The sequence below is a fragment of the Mammaliicoccus sp. I-M35 genome, from assembly GCF_022386455.1.
Taxonomy (GTDB): Bacteria; Bacillota; Bacilli; order Staphylococcales; family Staphylococcaceae; genus Mammaliicoccus; species Mammaliicoccus sciuri_A.
The window spans coordinates 107,890-125,294 of sequence record NZ_JAJNIL010000004.1 but is presented as its reverse complement, the minus strand read 5'-3'; the positions used below and the strand labels follow the sequence as shown (position 1 = coordinate 125,294).

Genomic DNA, 17,405 nt, shown 5'->3' with positions numbered 1-17,405 from the left:
TACTGATTACGATTTAAAAAAAGAATAAAGGTGATAAGATGAAGTGGACGATAGTAGGTGGTGGTATCCACGCGATAACGATAGCATTAGAATTAAAAATTAAAGGATTAAAAAATAAAGACTTAACAATTATTGACCCGCACGATGTGTTCTGTCATCAATTTGATCATCGAACGCAAAATATTAGTATGCCTTATTTAAGATCTCCAATCGTACACCATGTTCACCCAAATCCTTTTCATTTAAAACAATATTTTAAGAAAATGGATTATGCAGGTGGCATTTATGGTAAGTATAAGAGACCGAAAAGAGATATGTTTATGGACCATACAGCAGAACAAGTTGAATATTACCGATTACATGAATGTCATGTTAAAGATACTGCAGTAGATATAAAGAAATATCGAGATAATTGGTGTGTTGTATTGGAATCAGGGAAGATGATATATACACAGAATGTCATTATCGCATCTGGTTGTAACCATAAGCCAAAGGTTCCAAAAATGTATGAGAATGCACCAGATGTACAACATATTTTTGAAGATGCAAATATTCAATTTGATGAAAGTTCACATGTTGTTGGAAGTGGGATATCAGCAGCACATTTAGCGTTAAAATTAATTTATCATGATGATGAAAAGCATGTGCATTTATGGACGAACAAGCCGTTAGAAATTCATGATTTTGATGCTGATCCAGGGTGGTTAGGACCTAAAAATATGGCAAGCTTTTCAAAAGTAATAGATCCAGAAGAGAAGATGAATATTGTCTTAAAAGAACGTCATAAAGGTTCGATGCCACAAGAGTTATTCATTAGATTAAAGAAATATGTGAAAAAGGGCAGACTTACGATACATCTCAATGAATTAGATTATATTAACAATCATCAAATCATAACAGTTGATGGGAAACATATGGATTATGACCATATATTATTGGCAACAGGATTTGATAATACTTTATTAACACAACCAATATTAAATCGTTTAATTCATGAATATAAAGCACCACTCAATAAATGTGGGTATCCTGAAATTAGCAAACATTTAGAATGGCTGCCGAATTTATTCGTATCAGGTGGATTAGCTGATTTAGAATTGGGACCTTTCGCTAGAAATATTATGGGTGGAAGAGAAGCGGCACGTAAGATAGGTGAAAAGTATCACGAAATAGAGCAATGCAGTTAGACTTATAAGACATAGAAAAGCCCGGAACATATTCGTTCCAGGCTTTTTAAATTAAATTTCTTTCAAAATGTTATAAATAGCTTCTGTACTTTCAGCGTTGATTAATTTTTCTCTTGTATCATCGTCCATAAGCGTACGTGACAGTCTTTGTAATAACTTCAAGTGTGTGTCACTACTATCATTTGGTACAGCAATTAAGAAGATGATCTTAGGTTGTGTTTCATCTAAACTTTCCCATACAACACCATGTTTGTTATTTAGAACAGCTACGACAGGTTGTTTGACAACGTTTGATTTAGCGTGTGGGATGGCTACATTCATTCCAATTGCTGTTGTTGATTCTGATTCGCGTTTCAATACAGCTTCTTTTAACGCTTTTTCATCGTCTATAAAGTTGTGATGTTTTAAATTGTGAATCAGTTTATCGATTGCGTCATCTCGAGACATCTCAGCGTCTTCTATCGTAATAACCTTTTCGTGAAAGACTTGTTCTGATTCTTTCTGAGTTTCATCATTTGAAGTGGTTGTTTCTTTTTGATCGTTATCATCTTCATCTAATCCCATAAATGATGTTGTGATACCGCTATTAGATGATTCCATTTCAGGTGTTGCAACTGTTGCTTCTTTTTTCTTTAATAAAAGTGTGACAAGCATTGTAACACTACTTCCGATGATGACAGCAATAAAGAACCATAGTATTTTATCGATACCACCAAGTACAGCTACAATCGGACCACCATGTGCAACTCTATCGCCAACGCCACCTATAGCTGCAATAGCTGCTGCAACCATTGCACCAATCATATTTGCGGGAATAATACGTAATGGGTCTTGTGCGGCGAATGGAATAGCACCTTCAGTAATACCGAATAAGCCCATTGTAAATGATGCTTTACCCATTTCAATTTCACCTTTATTAAATTTACGTCTATTGATAAAAGTAGCAAGACCTAAACCAATAGGTGGTGTACATACAGCTACTGCAACCATACCCATAACGGCATAGTTTCCTTCAGCAATTAAAGCTGATCCGAATAAGAAAGCAACTTTGTTTACTGGACCACCCATATCGAATGCAATCATAGCTCCGATAATAAGCGCTAAGATAATACTATTTGTACCTTGCATACCTTTTAACCATGTTGTTAAGCCTTCAAAAATACTGGCAATCGGTGCGCCGATAACAAATATGAAAATAAGTCCTACAATAATTGAAGAAATAATAGGAATAATGATAATTGGCATAATCGGTGCCATTGCTTTAGGAATTTTAATGTTTTTAATCCATTTAGCAATATAACCTGCTAAGAAACCAGCAACAATACCACCTAAGAATCCTGCACCAGCTTCACTTCCGTAAAAGCTACCATCAGCAGCAATTGCGCCACCAATCATACCTGGTACTAAACCTGGTTTATCAGCAATACTAACTGCAATGTAACCAGCTAGAATTGGGACCATAAAGCTAAATGCTAAACTACCGATATTTTCAATAGATTTCCAGAATGAATCATCAGGAATTTTAAGCCCTTCAGGTGTTGTATGCCCACCTAAAGTTAAAGCAATAGCCATTAATAAACCACCGACTACGATAAATGGCACCATGAATGAAACACCATTCATTAAATGTTGGTAGACCATTTGTAGACCGCTTTTTTGATCTTCGTCATCATCTGTTTGTTTATTGCCACCTTTTTCATGATGGATATGCGCATCTTGATCGATGATGCGTTGAATTAATAATTTAGGGTTGTGAATACCTTCTCTAACACTTTCGTTAATTAATCTTTTCCCGTCAAATCTTGATAAATCAACTTGTCTGTCAGCAGCGATAATAATACCGTCCGCTTCTCTAATTTCTTTTGATGTCAGAACATTTTCTGCACCGACACCACCTTGTGTTTCTACTTTAATATCTATGCCCATTTCTTTTGCGGCTTGTTCTAATTTTTCTTGAGCCATATAAGTATGTGCAATCCCGTTTGGACAAGATGTAATTGCTAAAATTTTCATAACGTCAGCTCCTTCTTAATTCAATTGTAAACGCATTCACTGAAACATAAAAAAGAATAATTGCCGTTAGTAGTGGCAATTATTCTTTAAAACGATCAATGATATATTGTTTGAATGGTTCATCTTCTAATTTTAGTAAATGTTTAACATCTTGTTCTGTTAATGCAGCAATACTGTGTATGATTTTCTTCATTACTTGTTTATCTTTGTCTGCAATAGATAAGAAGAATACTAAATGAACTTTATGCTGTTTCCATGCTATTTCTTGTTGGAGTCTAAACATTAATACATGTGACTTAAAGACTTTAGTAGGGTCGCCATGTGGAATAGCAATGCCGTTTCCAATATAAGTTGATGAGAACTTCTCCCTTTCTAATGCACTTTCAATATACCCACTTGATATTGCATGTTGTTGATTAAGCAAACGTTCCGCATGTTGGAATATATCAACAGTAGAATGTATGTCTGTTTCGATTGGTACCGATAGAAAGTCGATAGGCAATAATGCATCGTTGTTTAAAATAGGGTTTTGCTTTTGATTTAAAATGGTTTGGAATTTATGTGCATCTTCTTCTGGAAATAAAGGCGATACTTGAACAACTTGCACGTTACTTGGTATCTGTTTCATATCAATTTCGTGTGTTGTAACGAGTATATCCGTATTAGAAAATGGGTAAGTTGAAACGTCTTCAAGTTTAATCGTATCCGTAATATTAATTTTATGGTTTAACTTTTGAATTTTTGCTTCTAACAAGCTAGAAATGCCCAGTCCATAATAACAAGTAATGACAACATTAAATTGATCTTGTACATTACGATCTATTGATGATTGAAAATGCAATGCTAAAAAGGCTATCTCGTCTTCACTTAAATTGAGTTGTGCATCTTCTTCCAATAAATGAACCGTTTCATATAATGCATTGAACACAAACGGGTATTGCTGTTTAATATCCTCTGTAAGTGGATTGTTAATATAAACGTTCTTAACGATACGCAAATATGTTCTGCTAAAATGTGAATAAACATTTTCACGAAGTACAGCATCTTGCATAAAATCAATACCGACTTTCGAGTTCATTTGATAAATTAAACGTTCAATATAACTTTGAATAAATATTTGCTTAAAGCCAAGATCATATTTATCAAAATAATAGCTAATAAAAAATGAAAATAGCTTAGCTGTTTCATCACTTAAAGTGTATTTAAGTTGTCTATTAATATCTTCTATAATTGCCCGGGAAATGGCCAATGCCTCTTGATTAATATCCCATTGTTCTGTTGTATCGTGGATTCTTTTGAAAATAATGATTAGGTGTACGAGCAACTGTTTAATATGTACTTTTGAAGTTTGAATATGGTTATGCTCTAAATGTTGTTCCATAATATGCATCATTAATTCGCTATGTGCTTTTGGGATTTCATTCAAAATGAAGTCCTCTACCTTAACATTGTTTGTAGAGAGTTGGTTTAAATGAAGAATAGCGTTGCGAATATCCATTTCATTGCCACTTACCGTAATACCTTTTCTTTTAACAAGTTTAATCGCAACGTCATAAGATTCACACCAAGCTTGAATTTGGTTTAAATGATCGATAAGTTCATTCTTCGTTAAAGCATAGTCTTCAGATAATTGTTCAAGCGTAACAGATTGTTTATACATTAATAATTGATAAGCCATCTTGATGAGTGTTTGGCCGTTCTTTTCCGTATATTGATTCAATATGGATTCTATCTCTTCAGTTTGATACAACTCGTGATTTAATTGATAACCACGCCCTTTAATACTGATAATAACATCTTTAATTTCACTATTAATATATTTAATATCGCTTCTTACAGTTCTATTTGAAACATTCAAATAGTCAGCTATTTCAGTCCCGTTTAAATAACTATCACGATTTAAAAGTAATAGCCTCATTAATTTCACATGTCTTTCTAACAATAATCCCACCACATTTCAAGTCCACATTTAGATTCATATTATATTGTAAGCGTTTAATGAATGGATGACAAATAACGATAATTCTAGAGTGTCCAATTAGTTGTGAGTGTTCTTTAATTCCACTTAAAATAACTATTTTAAAAAACTAAAAAAATAATCTTATACTGTTGATTTTGTAGTTAAGGATAGTAGGAAAATAATATAAGAACTATATTAATAAAGCTAAATTAATGCGATAAAAATAAATAGTGTATAAGCAAGATTCTTTGAATAAAACTAAATTAATATACGGAAATATTTGTTTTTACATTGTTAACATTTTTTATTCATACAATTATTTATAAATAAAACAACTGTAACGTAAATATTAAATAAAATATCGAATTCTTATAAAATTATATAAAAAGTACTTGAAAATTTTACAAAATGTATTGTATAATTTTTCTGAAGTTTATTGTGTATATTTACATCATTTACAAAGCAAACTTCATATTTTACGTTTTGATAAAAGGATGGGGAAGTTAAGGTGGAAAGGAAAATTAATAAACAAAGGTTTAGTATTAGAAAGTACTCTATTGGCACAGGATCAGTATTATTAGGGGTACTAATATTTTTAGGGGTCAATCAAGAAGCGCAAGCAGCTGAGAATGATCAAGCTACTGAAAATGTTATGACCGAAGAAAGTACAATGAGTGAAGAAAATCCTATAAATAACGCAAACAACATGACGGAAAACACAGACACTAACACTAACGAAGCGGAAAATAAAGAAAGCTTGCAAAATGATGATAAAAATACAGAATCAGAAAGTGTAAATGAAGCAACAACAGAAGAAATACAGCCAAACAGCAATCAAACTTCAAATACAACAGAAGAAAACATGGAATCAAATATCACTCAACCAAATGAAACTGCAAATACAGATTCAAATAATGAACGTAATGAAAATACAGATAGAATGACTGTAACTTCAGCAGAAACAGACAATCAATCAATTATTCAAGACATTAGTGTTAAGATGTTATCTCCTGAGAATGGAAGTACTATTGATTACAATACAAATATTAATCTAGCTTTAAATATGACATTTAATCCTAATGCAAAGCCTGGAGATAAGTTTGAAATAACGCTACCAGATTATATGAATAAGTATAGTGGATCAAAGATGTTAGATGTTTATGATAAAGAAGGGGAATTATTAGGAAATGTTAATTATGAGAACAACAAATTAATATTTACTGCTGATAATTACTTTGATACACATACTGACATAAATGCAAACTTAAATATTGTTACAAAAGCAACTTCACCAATTTGGGAAAACAACACTTCTCGAGAAGTTGGATTATTGATTAATGATAATTTTGTATCAACAAATAATACATTAAATCTTAAAGTAAGTACATATACTGGATATACAGAATCTCTTACGCCAGTTCAAGAATATAAAGAAGGAGTAAGTGATATTTTACATATGTATTCAACGCCTCAATTTAAAGAGTCAGGCAGACATACTGTAGAATTCATTTCTGAAAATTATCCAGATGCATATTATAACTGTGAAGCAATTGAAAAGTATGGATTAAATTTACACTATGGTGTTGCTAAAAATAACTATACGCTCGTAAATACAATTAAAGATGCGGATAAATACAACATAAAAGTCGTTTGCTCTAAAGGGAAAGTTACTGTTTCTATGGATGTAGAGCAAGGTTATGGTTATACAGTAGCAGTCCCAGTTTTACTTGCAGATAATATTAAACAACAACAAAGTATGGATGAATTTTATTTTTCAAACAATTCAACTGCACCAGAAGGTACTACATGGTCTGGTAAAAAACTTTTAAAATATGATTGGCAAAAAGGTGACGGTAATGGTAACAAACCTGTGAAGCCAGAAGAGCCAGTACAACCGGAACAACCGGAACAACCAGAGCAACCAATGGAACCAATGAAGCCAATGGAACCAATTAAAGCTAACAATCCAGGAAATAAAGATAAAACGATGGTTCCTCTTAAATCTGAAAATATGAATAACCAAAATAATGATAATGGAAATAATATGTCTTCTGGAAAAATAAATATGAACACGCATAGTGACAAAGATCATAAAAGTCAAATGCTTCCGAATACGGGTGAAGCTAATGTTGATAAAGGTTTAATTGGTAGTTTAATAGGTATATTTGGTGCTAGCTTCCTCTTATTCAAGAGAAGAAAAGTAACTAAATAAAAAGAAGATATGTAATTTAAAAGGTTAGTTAAAAGTGATGTTTGTATAAGTTTGAACGATAAAGAACTAAATATTGTTTAAGATTTGGTCATTTCTAAATATAGAGAAGATGAAGTAAGTTTATTCTTCTTATTTAGTGTAGGACTGAGGATAGATGTTTATTGAATCCAAAAATAATGAGCCTTTTCTTAGTGTAGAAAAGGCTCATATATTTAAATTATAGAGTATTCATTTATTAGTATATTCCATAGCAGCTAATGAATTGAAAAATATGTTTATTGTATTTGAGTTTCAATAATATATTTAGTTGAGTGCTTTTAAAGGTTAGGAGAGGTTAGTATGAAAGGCATTATACAATATGAATTACATAGAAAAGATGTTTTGAATCAAATACATGATAAGAAGAAGTTAAAGAAAATAGACATTATAACGTTGTTTTATATAAATGAAATGAATGCTACAAAAATTTATGTGCGACGTCTGAGGAAACTTATGTACAACACTTCTTCATCTGAAATTGCATCATCTTTAAAAAATCTTGAATCATTAGGGTATTTTAAGAAAAAACGAGATGTTCAAGATGAAAGAAAAATAATATTATTTGATATTGATTTAGAAGCAATAAGAGATACGTTAGACTTTATTGAAGAAACGTTAGACGAAAAAGATTTAAAATTTTAAATAAATCTCCTACTTAATAGGTAGGAGGTTATTTTTTTAAAGGCGGTTCTGCACATAACTGATGTTTAAATTAATTGGGTAATAAGGTAATATTAGTGTAAATAATAAATGTTAGAAAATAAGTAAATTATATAAGGAGTAATGAAAATGGAACCAATTCAAGAAGTTATATCAACGGTACAAAAGTTAATAGACAACAAGGATATTAGCGCATATAGAATCAATAAAGATATCGGAATTGCAGCGACTACTATTAAACAAATTAGACAAGGTATACACGATATCAATAAGCTTAAATTTGAAACGGTTATTGCGTTATATGAGTACCAAAAAGCATTAGAAAAATAAGGCTACAAGTTACATATCAATTATACTTGAGCTCATCATAATGCTCACTTACTATAAACAGAATGCATGTATTATATCTTTCGACATATTATACTGAACTTAGATAATAAATATAAACTTTGAAGGTGACGTAATTGGTTGAAAATATATATTTAGATGAAATGAAAATTCCATTAACATTTTTTGAAGACGAAACTGTAGATGGTTTATATAAAGTAACAATTGAATTTAATGTAACGAGTGAAGCGTATCACGATATTGCAGTTTTGTTATATAGAGGGCGTTTTGATGTTGAAGTTCCGGATAAAGATAAGAAGTTTAAAGGTGAAATCTATAATTATTCAACGTCTTTAACAAATTTATATGAGGACAATCAAGTTGCGGTGTACCGTCTTGTGCTTAAAGAAATACGAGAGGACCAAAAGGGATGAACGGTATGAAATTGAGTATACTTGATCAATCACCGATAGCACCTGGTCAAACAGCGAGTGATGCTTTTAAAGATTCGTTGGCATTAGCACAATTAGGAGAGGCTTTAGGTTATGAAAGATATTGGCTAACTGAACATCACGGTTTGTCCAACCTTGCAAGTTCAGCGCCAGAGGTATTACTTTCTTATATTGGTGCGCATACAAACCGTATAAAAATTGGTGCAGGTGCCATCTTGTTACCACATTATAGACCGTATAAAGTTGCAGAACAGTTTAATACTTTGGCTACTTTATTTCCGAATAGAGTAGATTTAGGTATAGGAAGAGCACCTGGTGGCTCAGCTGAAGCAACTAATGCGTTATCGACGCAGTTTTTGAAACAAGTGTGGGCTTTACCAGAACTGTTAGAAGAATTATTGATGTTCTTGGAAGGGCAATTTCCTGTAGATCACGAATATCATAAAGTAAATGTGTTACCACAACCTGATGTACCACCAACACCGTGGTTATTAGGAACAAGTGAGAAAAGTGCTTTACTTGCTGCTAAAAATGGCATACCATATGTGTTTGGTGCTTTTATGAGTGATCAAAATGGTCGTGCAATTGTGGATCGTTACCGTGAACATTTTGAACAAAGAAATCAAGAAACACCTAAAGTGATTGTAACGGTATCTGTCATATGTGCAGAGACTAATCAAGAAGCGGAAGCACTTGCTATAGAAAGTTTAATACCTAAAGCACAAGGTGAAGATAAAAAAGAAAAAGTACAAACATTTGATGCGTTAAGTGATCGTGAAAAAGAAATGCTTAATGACATGAAAGACAATATGATTATTGGTGATGTTGAAACCGTTCAATCAAGACTTCAAGCAATTCGAACTGAATATCAATGTGATGAAATCATGGTCAGTACAAATACAATAACGCATGAGGATAGAATGCAATCTTATAGATTATTAGCACAAATATAAATACTTGTTTCAGAACTCAAATATGATATTAAAAGGTGATTTCGTATGATTTTATTAATAGGAAAAATCATCATCTCAGTCGGTCTCATAGTCGGTTCAATTATAGAAGAAACAATACGAGCTAAACGAAAAAAACAGTCTAGAACAAAATAGGGTTCTAGACTGTTTTTTGTTAATTTCAAATATTATGACTTGATGTGTTTATTTATTTCGGATACGAGTGCTTGTACGCCTTTATATTCTAAATGCACGCCGTCATAGGCGAAGTATTCTGAATGGTCTTTTGCTTTTTGATACCAATTGACTAATTGAACATTCTTATGTGAATCTGCTGCTTTTGAAAGTTTCTTGTTGACACTTTGTTCCCAATCTCTTGGTACGTGTGTATTAACGACATATACATGCGCATTACCAAACATTTTAATGAGCTTTGTCAAATCATCATAAGAAAAATCTCCATTCGTACCAAGTTCAAGTACGACTTGTTGATTGGCTTTATTAAATGTACTGTATTTTTCTTGAACGAGTGGAATAGCGTCATTTAAATTACGACCGACTTTACCATCTATTATTGCATCTGGATATGCTTTATGTATTTCTTCCCCGATATCAACCATGACGGAATCACCGATAAATAACATTTTATCTTGATGCTTCCCTTTATGATTATGGGTTTGTTCGCTATTAACATTAATTTTAGGAATAGGTAAGATCAAACTATTTTTATGGTCGTGATTTGAAACTTTAAAAGTCGTCTTGGCATGATGTTTTTGCGTTTGTTGTAAATAATCAAAATGTCCTGAAAGTATTGTTAACGTAAGACCAATTAATACTAAAGTAATGCTACTCTTAGCAATAAGTGATTTTAATTGAGCTTTTCCAGGTTTGAAATACGCTAGCCCGTGTATTCTAATAGGTACTTCAACATAACGATATGAACATTCAGCTAACAGTAACGTTAATATGATTTCTATCAATATCATGTAAAAAGGGATTTGCCCTTGAACGAAATGTTTATTGATAAATGTTATGACAGGGTAATGCCATAAATATAAACTATAAGATCTCTGTCCAATCCATAACAATAATCGATTACCTAATACTTTAGATAATAACGTGCTAGGATGAACAGCACTCGCGATAACAGGTAAAGAACTTAAAGATATAAGATAAATACCACCAAAGTATAACCAATTGTCACTGGATGAAACAGTCAACATAAAGTAAATTAATAGCGCAATTGAAATACAACCTATCGTTTCAATTCCAATCTTTAACGGCGTTATAATATGCTGTTTCAATCTAAAAGGCGGCCATATGTATGCTAGTATTACACCTAATAGTAAAGTTTGTAATCTAGTGTCTGTTCCGAAATATACTCTTGAATTATCAACATTCGGTTCAGCAATTAAAATCATTAACAATAATGAAATAAGAGAAGCTATAAATACAACTAAAACAAAATGCCTTTTTAACTTTTTAATGCGAAGTAATATCATTAATAAAATTGGCCAAAATACGTAAAATTGTTCTTCAATCGCTAGACTCCATAAATGTTTAAGTGGCATCACTTTGAAGCTATCAAAATAACTAACATGATGAAAAATATACCACCAGTTGGATACATAAAATAAAGCAGCAAACGTATCTTGTTTTACACTTTTAATAATACTCGGTTCAAATAATAAGGTATATATGAGTACAATACTTAATAAAAATAAGACTGCCGGCAGTAACCTTTTAATACGTTTCTTCCAAAAATGTAAGAGGTTAATCGTGCCAGTATGTTGATATTCATGGATTAATAAGCTCGTAATTAAATAGCCAGAAATGATAAAAAAAGTATCCACACCTAAAAAACCACCCGATAACCACTTAGGATTAAGGTGATAAATGATGATAGCTATAACAGCAATTGCACGCAAGCCATCTAGACCATATAAATAACGAATTGGATGTGACTTTATCTCTTTCATTTGACCATTCATTTCTCATTGTCTCCTCAATAAATTGTAAAAATTTCCAATAAGAAATATTGTACCATAATTTACCAAGGATATACAAAAAAAGGATAATGGAGAGAAAGGGGCTAACGATCAAGACTCGAAAACAAGATCGTTAGAAATTGTAACGTTCAAGAAACCGAAACAAGATCGTTAGCCGGTGAAATAAATAAAAAACTGGACCATATCAACCATGGTCCAGCCTCATATTGTATATCCTCTTAACACATTCGTTTCAATAACTCAGCTTTAATAATATTTTGTGCTTCTTTGTAATTCTCTGCAGTATGTTCCTGTGCATTTACAATAAGTAAGTCGATTAAATCAGAATCACTTTTTTGACTAACTTCATCTTCGAATTGGAAAATGTTTTCTTCTGTTTCCCTATGGCTCGCGTTTGGCTTAATAATTTGATAGTAATTATCAGCGCCTAAACCACCTTCTTCAATCATAACTGAAATCTCTGAAGATCTTTGTTCATTCTGCCGGTTCACTTTTATAAGATTTTTACCTTCAACAGTCATTTGAAAAACCTCCTTGATTACTCATAATGAATATCCAAAATTCAAAGCAAGAGACAAATATCTATTTAACAATAGTGTATTATTACACGAGAGAAATTACAAATAGAAAGCTCAGATAAAAAAACAAAATATTTTACATACGTAATAATTGTAGAATTATTAAATTATAATATTTTTACCAGTTATTGACAAAGTTTACAGAATAATTAAAATATTTACTATATATACATACTTTAACAACACAAGGGGGTATAAATATGAAACCATATTGGAAAACTTTTTTATTAGTATGTTTAAGTTTAATGCTTGTATTAGCAGCATGTGGCAAAGGGGAAGATAAGGATTCTAAAAAGGAATCAGCTATGGAAAATAAAACTGGAAAAAGTGATGCTAAAGGTGGCACTTTGAAAGTTGGTATCGGCGATGCACCTGAAGGTAACTTCCAAAGTATTTTTGCTGGTACAGCAGGTGATTCTGAAGTTATCGGTTATTTCAACGATGGATTAGTTGATTTCGATGATCATTTACAAATAAAGCCACATATTTTGTCATGGGATAAGAAAGATGGAGACAATTTAACTTATACTTTCAAAATGAAAAAAGGCATTAAGTGACATGATGGCAATCCACTTACTATTAACGATTGGATTTTTACTTTAGAAACATTAGCTAATAAAGACTATGATGGTCCACGTTATAGTGGTGTTGAGCTTATTAAAGGTGCCGAAGAGAAACATGCTGGTAAAGCAGACAAAGTAGAAGGTATTAAGAAAATAGATGACTACACTGTAGAAATTACATTTAAGAAAGAAAAAGCAAACAATTTATATGCTTTATGGACTGGATCACTTATTAGTGAAAAAGTATTTAAAGATATTCCTGTAAAAGAGATGGCTAAATCTGATGCAGTTCGTAAAAATCCTATAGGTATAGGTCCTTTCAAAGTTAAAAATATTGTTGATGGAGAATCAGTAGAATTTGTTAAGAATAAAGATTACTGGCAAGGTGAACCTAAGTTAGACAAAATTAATTTAAGAGTTGTAGAACAAACTTCAATTGCACAAGCTTTAGAAAAAGGGGAAATTGATATATCTTCTGTTTCACCACCGATTGCTAAAGAAATTAAAGATAGTAAATCTGAAAACGTTAAATTATTAGAATCACCGTCAACATCTTATGCAATTATTGGTTTTGTGTTGAATGATTACGATAAAGAGAAGAATGAAATCGGTAAAGCACGTCCTAAATATCAATCTAAGGAATTAAGACAAGCTATGGCATATGCGATCAATCGTGATGAATGGATTAAAGCATTCTATCATGGTTATGGTAAACCGTTAAATGGTTTAATTCCATCATCACACTGGAGTGGTGCTAAAAAAGGTGAAGTAACAGAATACAAATATGATGTTAAAAAGGCAGAAAAATTATTAGATAAAGCAGGATACAAAGATAAAGATGGTGATGGCTTTAGAGAAGATCCAGATGGTAAAAAGTTTGAAATCAATCTTAAGCACTATGCAGGAACAAACCCAACATTTGAACCTCGTACAGCAGCACTTAAAGGATATTGGGAAAAAATTGGTCTAAAAACAAAAGTAGAAATGGTTGAATTTGGTAAATATAATGATGATTTAGAGAAAGGCTCTAAAGATATGGAAGTATACTTCCGTACTTGGATTCAAGGAGCAGACCCAGATCCATCAGAAATGTATAAATCAACAGCACTTTGGAATGAAACAAGGTATAAAAATGAAAAAGCAGACAAATTATTAGATGAAGCTTTAGACGTAAAAATTGTAGGTGAAGACCAAGATAAGCGTAAGAAGAAATATCTAGAGTGGCAAAAAATCTGGGCAGAAGAAATTCCAGCAATTCCACTTACTGAATTAATTGATACAACAGCTGTAAATAAAAGAGTTAAAAATTATGAAGTTTCATTAAAAGGTGCAAATCCAATCTACGAATGGGCTGTAGAAGAAGATAAATAAATATTTTAGTGCGTTAATTTTTTGAGTCTGGGACGAGTACTAATGTTCCAGACTCTTATCATATCTATTAGTGTAACATTTGAACCTTTATAAAAGGTGAAGGACTTACTAACTAACGGGGGGATAATATGCATGGTAATCATTTATTAGAAATACATAATTTAAGTACGGGATTTGATATAAACGGTAAGAACTACAATGCGATTTCTAATGTTAATTTAACTTTAGAGAAAGGTGAAATCTTGGGGATTGTAGGAGAATCTGGTTCTGGGAAATCGGTGTTAAGTATGTCGATTTTAAAATTATTACCTGAAAAAATTGCGAAAATTAATTCAGGTGAGATCAAATACATGGGTGAACGTATTGATCAATATACAAATGAACAATTAAATAATATTAGAGGAAAAGAACTTGCTATGATTTTCCAAGAACCGATGACATCACTTAATCCAGTATTTACAATAGGTAATCAATTAATTGAAATGATGTTATTACACTTAAATATTTCTAAGCAAGAAGCTAAAGAAAGAGCGATAGATCTATTGAAAAAGGTAGGTATACCAAGAGCACAGCAAGTTATTAACGAGTACCCTCACCAATTATCTGGAGGTATGAGGCAGAGAGTCATGATTGCTATGTCGATTTCTTGCTACCCTAAATTACTTATTGCAGATGAGCCTACAACAGCACTAGATGTAACTGTTCAAGCGCAAATATTAGATTTATTGAAGAATGTTCAAGATGAAACGGATATGGGCGTTATCTTTATTTCACATGACTTAGGGGTTATTGCAGAAATATGTGATACTGTCGCAGTTATGTATGCAGGTAAAATTGTTGAACGTGCTTCAGTGGAAGAAATATTTAATAATCCTAAACATCCATATACGAAATTACTATTAAAAACGATACCAAGATTAGATATCAAACAAGATAAATTAGAAACGATTAAAGGTTCTGTACCTTCAATAGATAAAATACCGAGTGTTGGATGTAACTTTTATGATAGATGCCCATTTGCTATGGACGCCTGTGCAACGACAAATTTAAAAGATATCTCTATAAATGAACAACATAAAGTTTCGTGTCATTTATACGATGAATCGATATCAGAAAAAGGGGGTCCATTACATGTCTAATGAGTATGTATTAGAAGTTAAAAATCTTAAACAGTACTACCCAATTAAAGGTGGTGTTTTTCAGCGTAAAGTTGGAGAAGTAAAAGCAGTCGATGGTATTTCTTTTAATATTAAAGCTGGACAAACTGTCGGACTTGTTGGTGAATCAGGATGTGGTAAATCTTCAGCTGGTAGAACCATTTTACAATTACAAAAGGCAACATCTGGAGAAATTATATTTTGTGATCAAGACATTACGAAATTAAAAGGAAAGTCTTTAAGACAAGTGAGAAAAGGATTCCAAATGGTATTCCAAGATCCTTATGCTTCGTTGAATCCAATGCAGATGATTGGAGATATTATTGGAGAGCCAATTAGAAATTATTACAAGAAATCTCAAGAAGAAGTGAAATCAGAAGTGATGGAACTTCTAGAAAAAGTTGGACTTAACGAAGAAGCTTACTATAAATATGCGCATGAATTTTCTGGAGGACAAAGGCAACGTGTAGGTATCGCTAGAGCGCTCGCGTTAAAACCTAAATTGATTATTGCGGATGAACCAGTAAGTGCATTAGACGTATCTGTACAATCTCAAGTATTAAATATCATGGCAGACTTACAAAAAGAATTTGGACTGAGTTACTTATTTATTGCGCATGATTTAAGCGTTGTTAAACATGTAAGTGATTATATATGTGTGATGTATTTAGGACATATTGTAGAAAAAGGACCCGCTGATTTAATATATGAAAATCCTAGACATCCTTATACGCAATCGTTAATTTCAGCTATTCCGGAAATAGATCCTTCGAAGCGGAAGAAGAGAATTTTATTAGAAGGTGATTTACCATCACCGAGTAATCCGCCAAAAGGTTGTCCATTCCATACAAGATGTCCTTATGTGAGAAAAGAATGTTCAGTTGAAAAACCGAGCTATCGTAAAGTTGGAGACGAACATTATGCTGCATGTATTCTGCTAGAAGATGAGGTGAAAGTAAATGACAACTCTAATTATTAGAAGATTATTACTCATGATTCCATTACTATTTTTAATTTCTATTGTTATTTTTGGTTTAGCTAAAATGCAACCAGGAGATACGTTTACTGGTCAAAAGCTACCTAATGTTAGTTCGAAATATTATGAAGAACAAAGAGAAAAATTAGGACTCAATGATCCGCTCTATAAACAGTATCTTACATGGGGGAATAAAATACTTCATGGAGAATTAGGTGATTCAATTAGATATAAAAGACCAGTTATGGATTTAGTAAAAGAACGTATGCCTAATACGATTTTATTAGGTGTTATCAGTTTAGTCATTACATATATGATTGCATTTCCACTTGGCATAATTTCGGGTAGGAAACCATATAGTTTATACGATTATAGTATACAAGTGTTGAATTATCTTATGTTAGCCATACCTTCATTTGTAGCTGGTGTGTTTGCAATATATGTATTTGCATTTCAATTAGGCTGGTTTCCATTTTCAGGATCTGTTGAAATAGGACTTGAACAAGGTAGTTTGGCATATTATATAAGTAAGTTATATCACGCTATTTTACCAGGAATGATATTGGGGTTATTATCAACTGCAAGTTATATACAATTCTTACGAAATGACATTATCGAAGTATCGAGAAAAGATTATATACGTACAGCACGTTCGAAAGGGTTATCGGAATCTAAAATTTATAATAAACATATTTTAAGAAATTCAATCATTCCGATTGTTACATTTTTTGGATCTGACGTATTATCTGTATTTGGTGGAGCAGTTATAACTGAATCAATCTTTTCTTATCCTGGAATTGGGAAGTTGCTGATTGAATCTATTGGTGGTAAAGATTATCCACTCATGATGTCGTTATTATTATTCTTTTCATTTTTAGGGTTATTAGCCAATTTAATTTCGGATATTTCATATAGTTTAGTAGATCCACGAATCAAGAGTAACTAAGGGGG

Annotated in this window: 12 protein-coding genes and 3 pseudogenes; 10 read left to right on the top strand and 5 right to left on the bottom strand. The window is 32.0% G+C overall.

Annotation, left to right across the window (positions count from 1 at the left end; genetic code table 11):
• The first annotated feature begins 38 nt into the window (after positions 1 to 38).
• Positions 39 to 1,187, top strand: a complete 1,149-nt coding sequence (locus LQ679_RS06290) for an NAD(P)-binding domain-containing protein (protein WP_126477637.1) — start codon at positions 39 to 41, stop codon at positions 1,185 to 1,187.
• A gap of 51 nt (positions 1,188 to 1,238) precedes the next feature.
• Here the strand turns inward: LQ679_RS06290 and LQ679_RS14935 are convergent.
• The 3 genes and pseudogenes from LQ679_RS14935 to LQ679_RS06280 all read right to left on the bottom strand — a co-directional run.
• Positions 1,239 to 1,673, bottom strand: a pseudogene (locus tag LQ679_RS14935) (PTS sugar transporter subunit IIA); the annotation flags it as partial.
• Between the two features lie 71 nt (positions 1,674 to 1,744).
• Positions 1,745 to 3,200 (bottom strand): annotated as a pseudogene (locus LQ679_RS06285) (PTS fructose transporter subunit IIC); the annotation flags it as partial.
• A 79-nt stretch (positions 3,201 to 3,279) separates the two neighbouring features.
• Complete coding sequence (locus tag LQ679_RS06280) at positions 3,280 to 5,151, bottom strand: BglG family transcription antiterminator (protein WP_239762314.1); 1,872 nt, start codon at positions 5,149 to 5,151, stop codon at positions 3,280 to 3,282.
• A gap of 517 nt (positions 5,152 to 5,668) precedes the next feature.
• Between LQ679_RS06280 and LQ679_RS06275 the strand changes: the two genes are divergently transcribed.
• The 5 genes from LQ679_RS06275 (at position 5,669) to LQ679_RS06255 (ending at position 9,803) form a co-directional block, all read left to right on the top strand.
• Positions 5,669 to 7,372 carry a YSIRK-type signal peptide-containing protein gene (locus LQ679_RS06275; protein WP_239762280.1) on the top strand — a complete coding sequence of 568 codons (1,704 nt, stop codon included), beginning with the start codon at positions 5,669 to 5,671 and terminating at the stop codon, positions 7,370 to 7,372.
• Between the two features lie 339 nt (positions 7,373 to 7,711).
• Positions 7,712 to 8,053: a transcriptional regulator, SarA/Rot family gene (locus LQ679_RS06270; RefSeq protein ID WP_037589219.1), complete on the top strand. Its 342-nt coding sequence runs from the start codon at positions 7,712 to 7,714 to the stop codon at positions 8,051 to 8,053.
• A 147-nt stretch (positions 8,054 to 8,200) separates the two neighbouring features.
• Positions 8,201 to 8,401 (top strand): hypothetical protein, encoded by a 201-nt coding sequence (locus LQ679_RS06265; RefSeq protein WP_126477634.1) that lies wholly within the window; start codon positions 8,201 to 8,203, stop codon positions 8,399 to 8,401.
• A 134-nt stretch (positions 8,402 to 8,535) separates the two neighbouring features.
• Positions 8,536 to 8,832, top strand: coding sequence for a DUF3219 family protein (locus LQ679_RS06260; protein ID WP_159316029.1), 297 nt, complete (start codon positions 8,536 to 8,538; stop codon positions 8,830 to 8,832).
• A gap of 5 nt (positions 8,833 to 8,837) precedes the next feature.
• Entirely contained in the window at positions 8,838 to 9,803 is a 966-nt protein-coding gene (locus LQ679_RS06255; protein WP_239762313.1) for an LLM class flavin-dependent oxidoreductase, read from the top strand.
• A 185-nt stretch (positions 9,804 to 9,988) separates the two neighbouring features.
• On the opposite strand, the gene LQ679_RS06250 is transcribed toward LQ679_RS06255, so the two are convergent.
• Positions 9,989 to 11,791 carry an acyltransferase family protein gene (locus tag LQ679_RS06250; protein WP_126477632.1) on the bottom strand — a complete coding sequence of 601 codons (1,803 nt, stop codon included), beginning with the start codon at positions 11,789 to 11,791 and terminating at the stop codon, positions 9,989 to 9,991.
• A gap of 236 nt (positions 11,792 to 12,027) precedes the next feature.
• Complete coding sequence (locus LQ679_RS06245) at positions 12,028 to 12,330, bottom strand: hypothetical protein (RefSeq protein WP_037589223.1); 303 nt, start codon at positions 12,328 to 12,330, stop codon at positions 12,028 to 12,030.
• 257 nt (positions 12,331 to 12,587) lie between these two features.
• Here LQ679_RS06245 and opp4A point away from each other — a divergent pair.
• From opp4A to opp4B, 4 genes and pseudogenes are all read left to right on the top strand, one after another.
• Positions 12,588 to 14,321: pseudogene (gene opp4A, locus LQ679_RS06240) on the top strand (oligopeptide ABC transporter substrate-binding protein).
• 128 nt (positions 14,322 to 14,449) lie between these two features.
• Positions 14,450 to 15,460 (top strand): ABC transporter ATP-binding protein, encoded by a 1,011-nt coding sequence (locus tag LQ679_RS06235; RefSeq protein ID WP_239762279.1) that lies wholly within the window; start codon positions 14,450 to 14,452, stop codon positions 15,458 to 15,460.
• Entirely contained in the window at positions 15,453 to 16,457 is a 1,005-nt protein-coding gene (locus tag LQ679_RS06230; RefSeq protein WP_037589226.1) for an ABC transporter ATP-binding protein, read from the top strand. The genes LQ679_RS06235 and LQ679_RS06230 overlap by 8 nt, the downstream gene beginning before the upstream one ends.
• Entirely contained in the window at positions 16,438 to 17,400 is a 963-nt protein-coding gene (opp4B, locus tag LQ679_RS06225) for an oligopeptide ABC transporter permease (protein WP_239762278.1), read from the top strand. The genes LQ679_RS06230 and opp4B overlap by 20 nt, the downstream gene beginning before the upstream one ends.
• Positions 17,401 to 17,405: the final 5 nt, after the last annotated feature.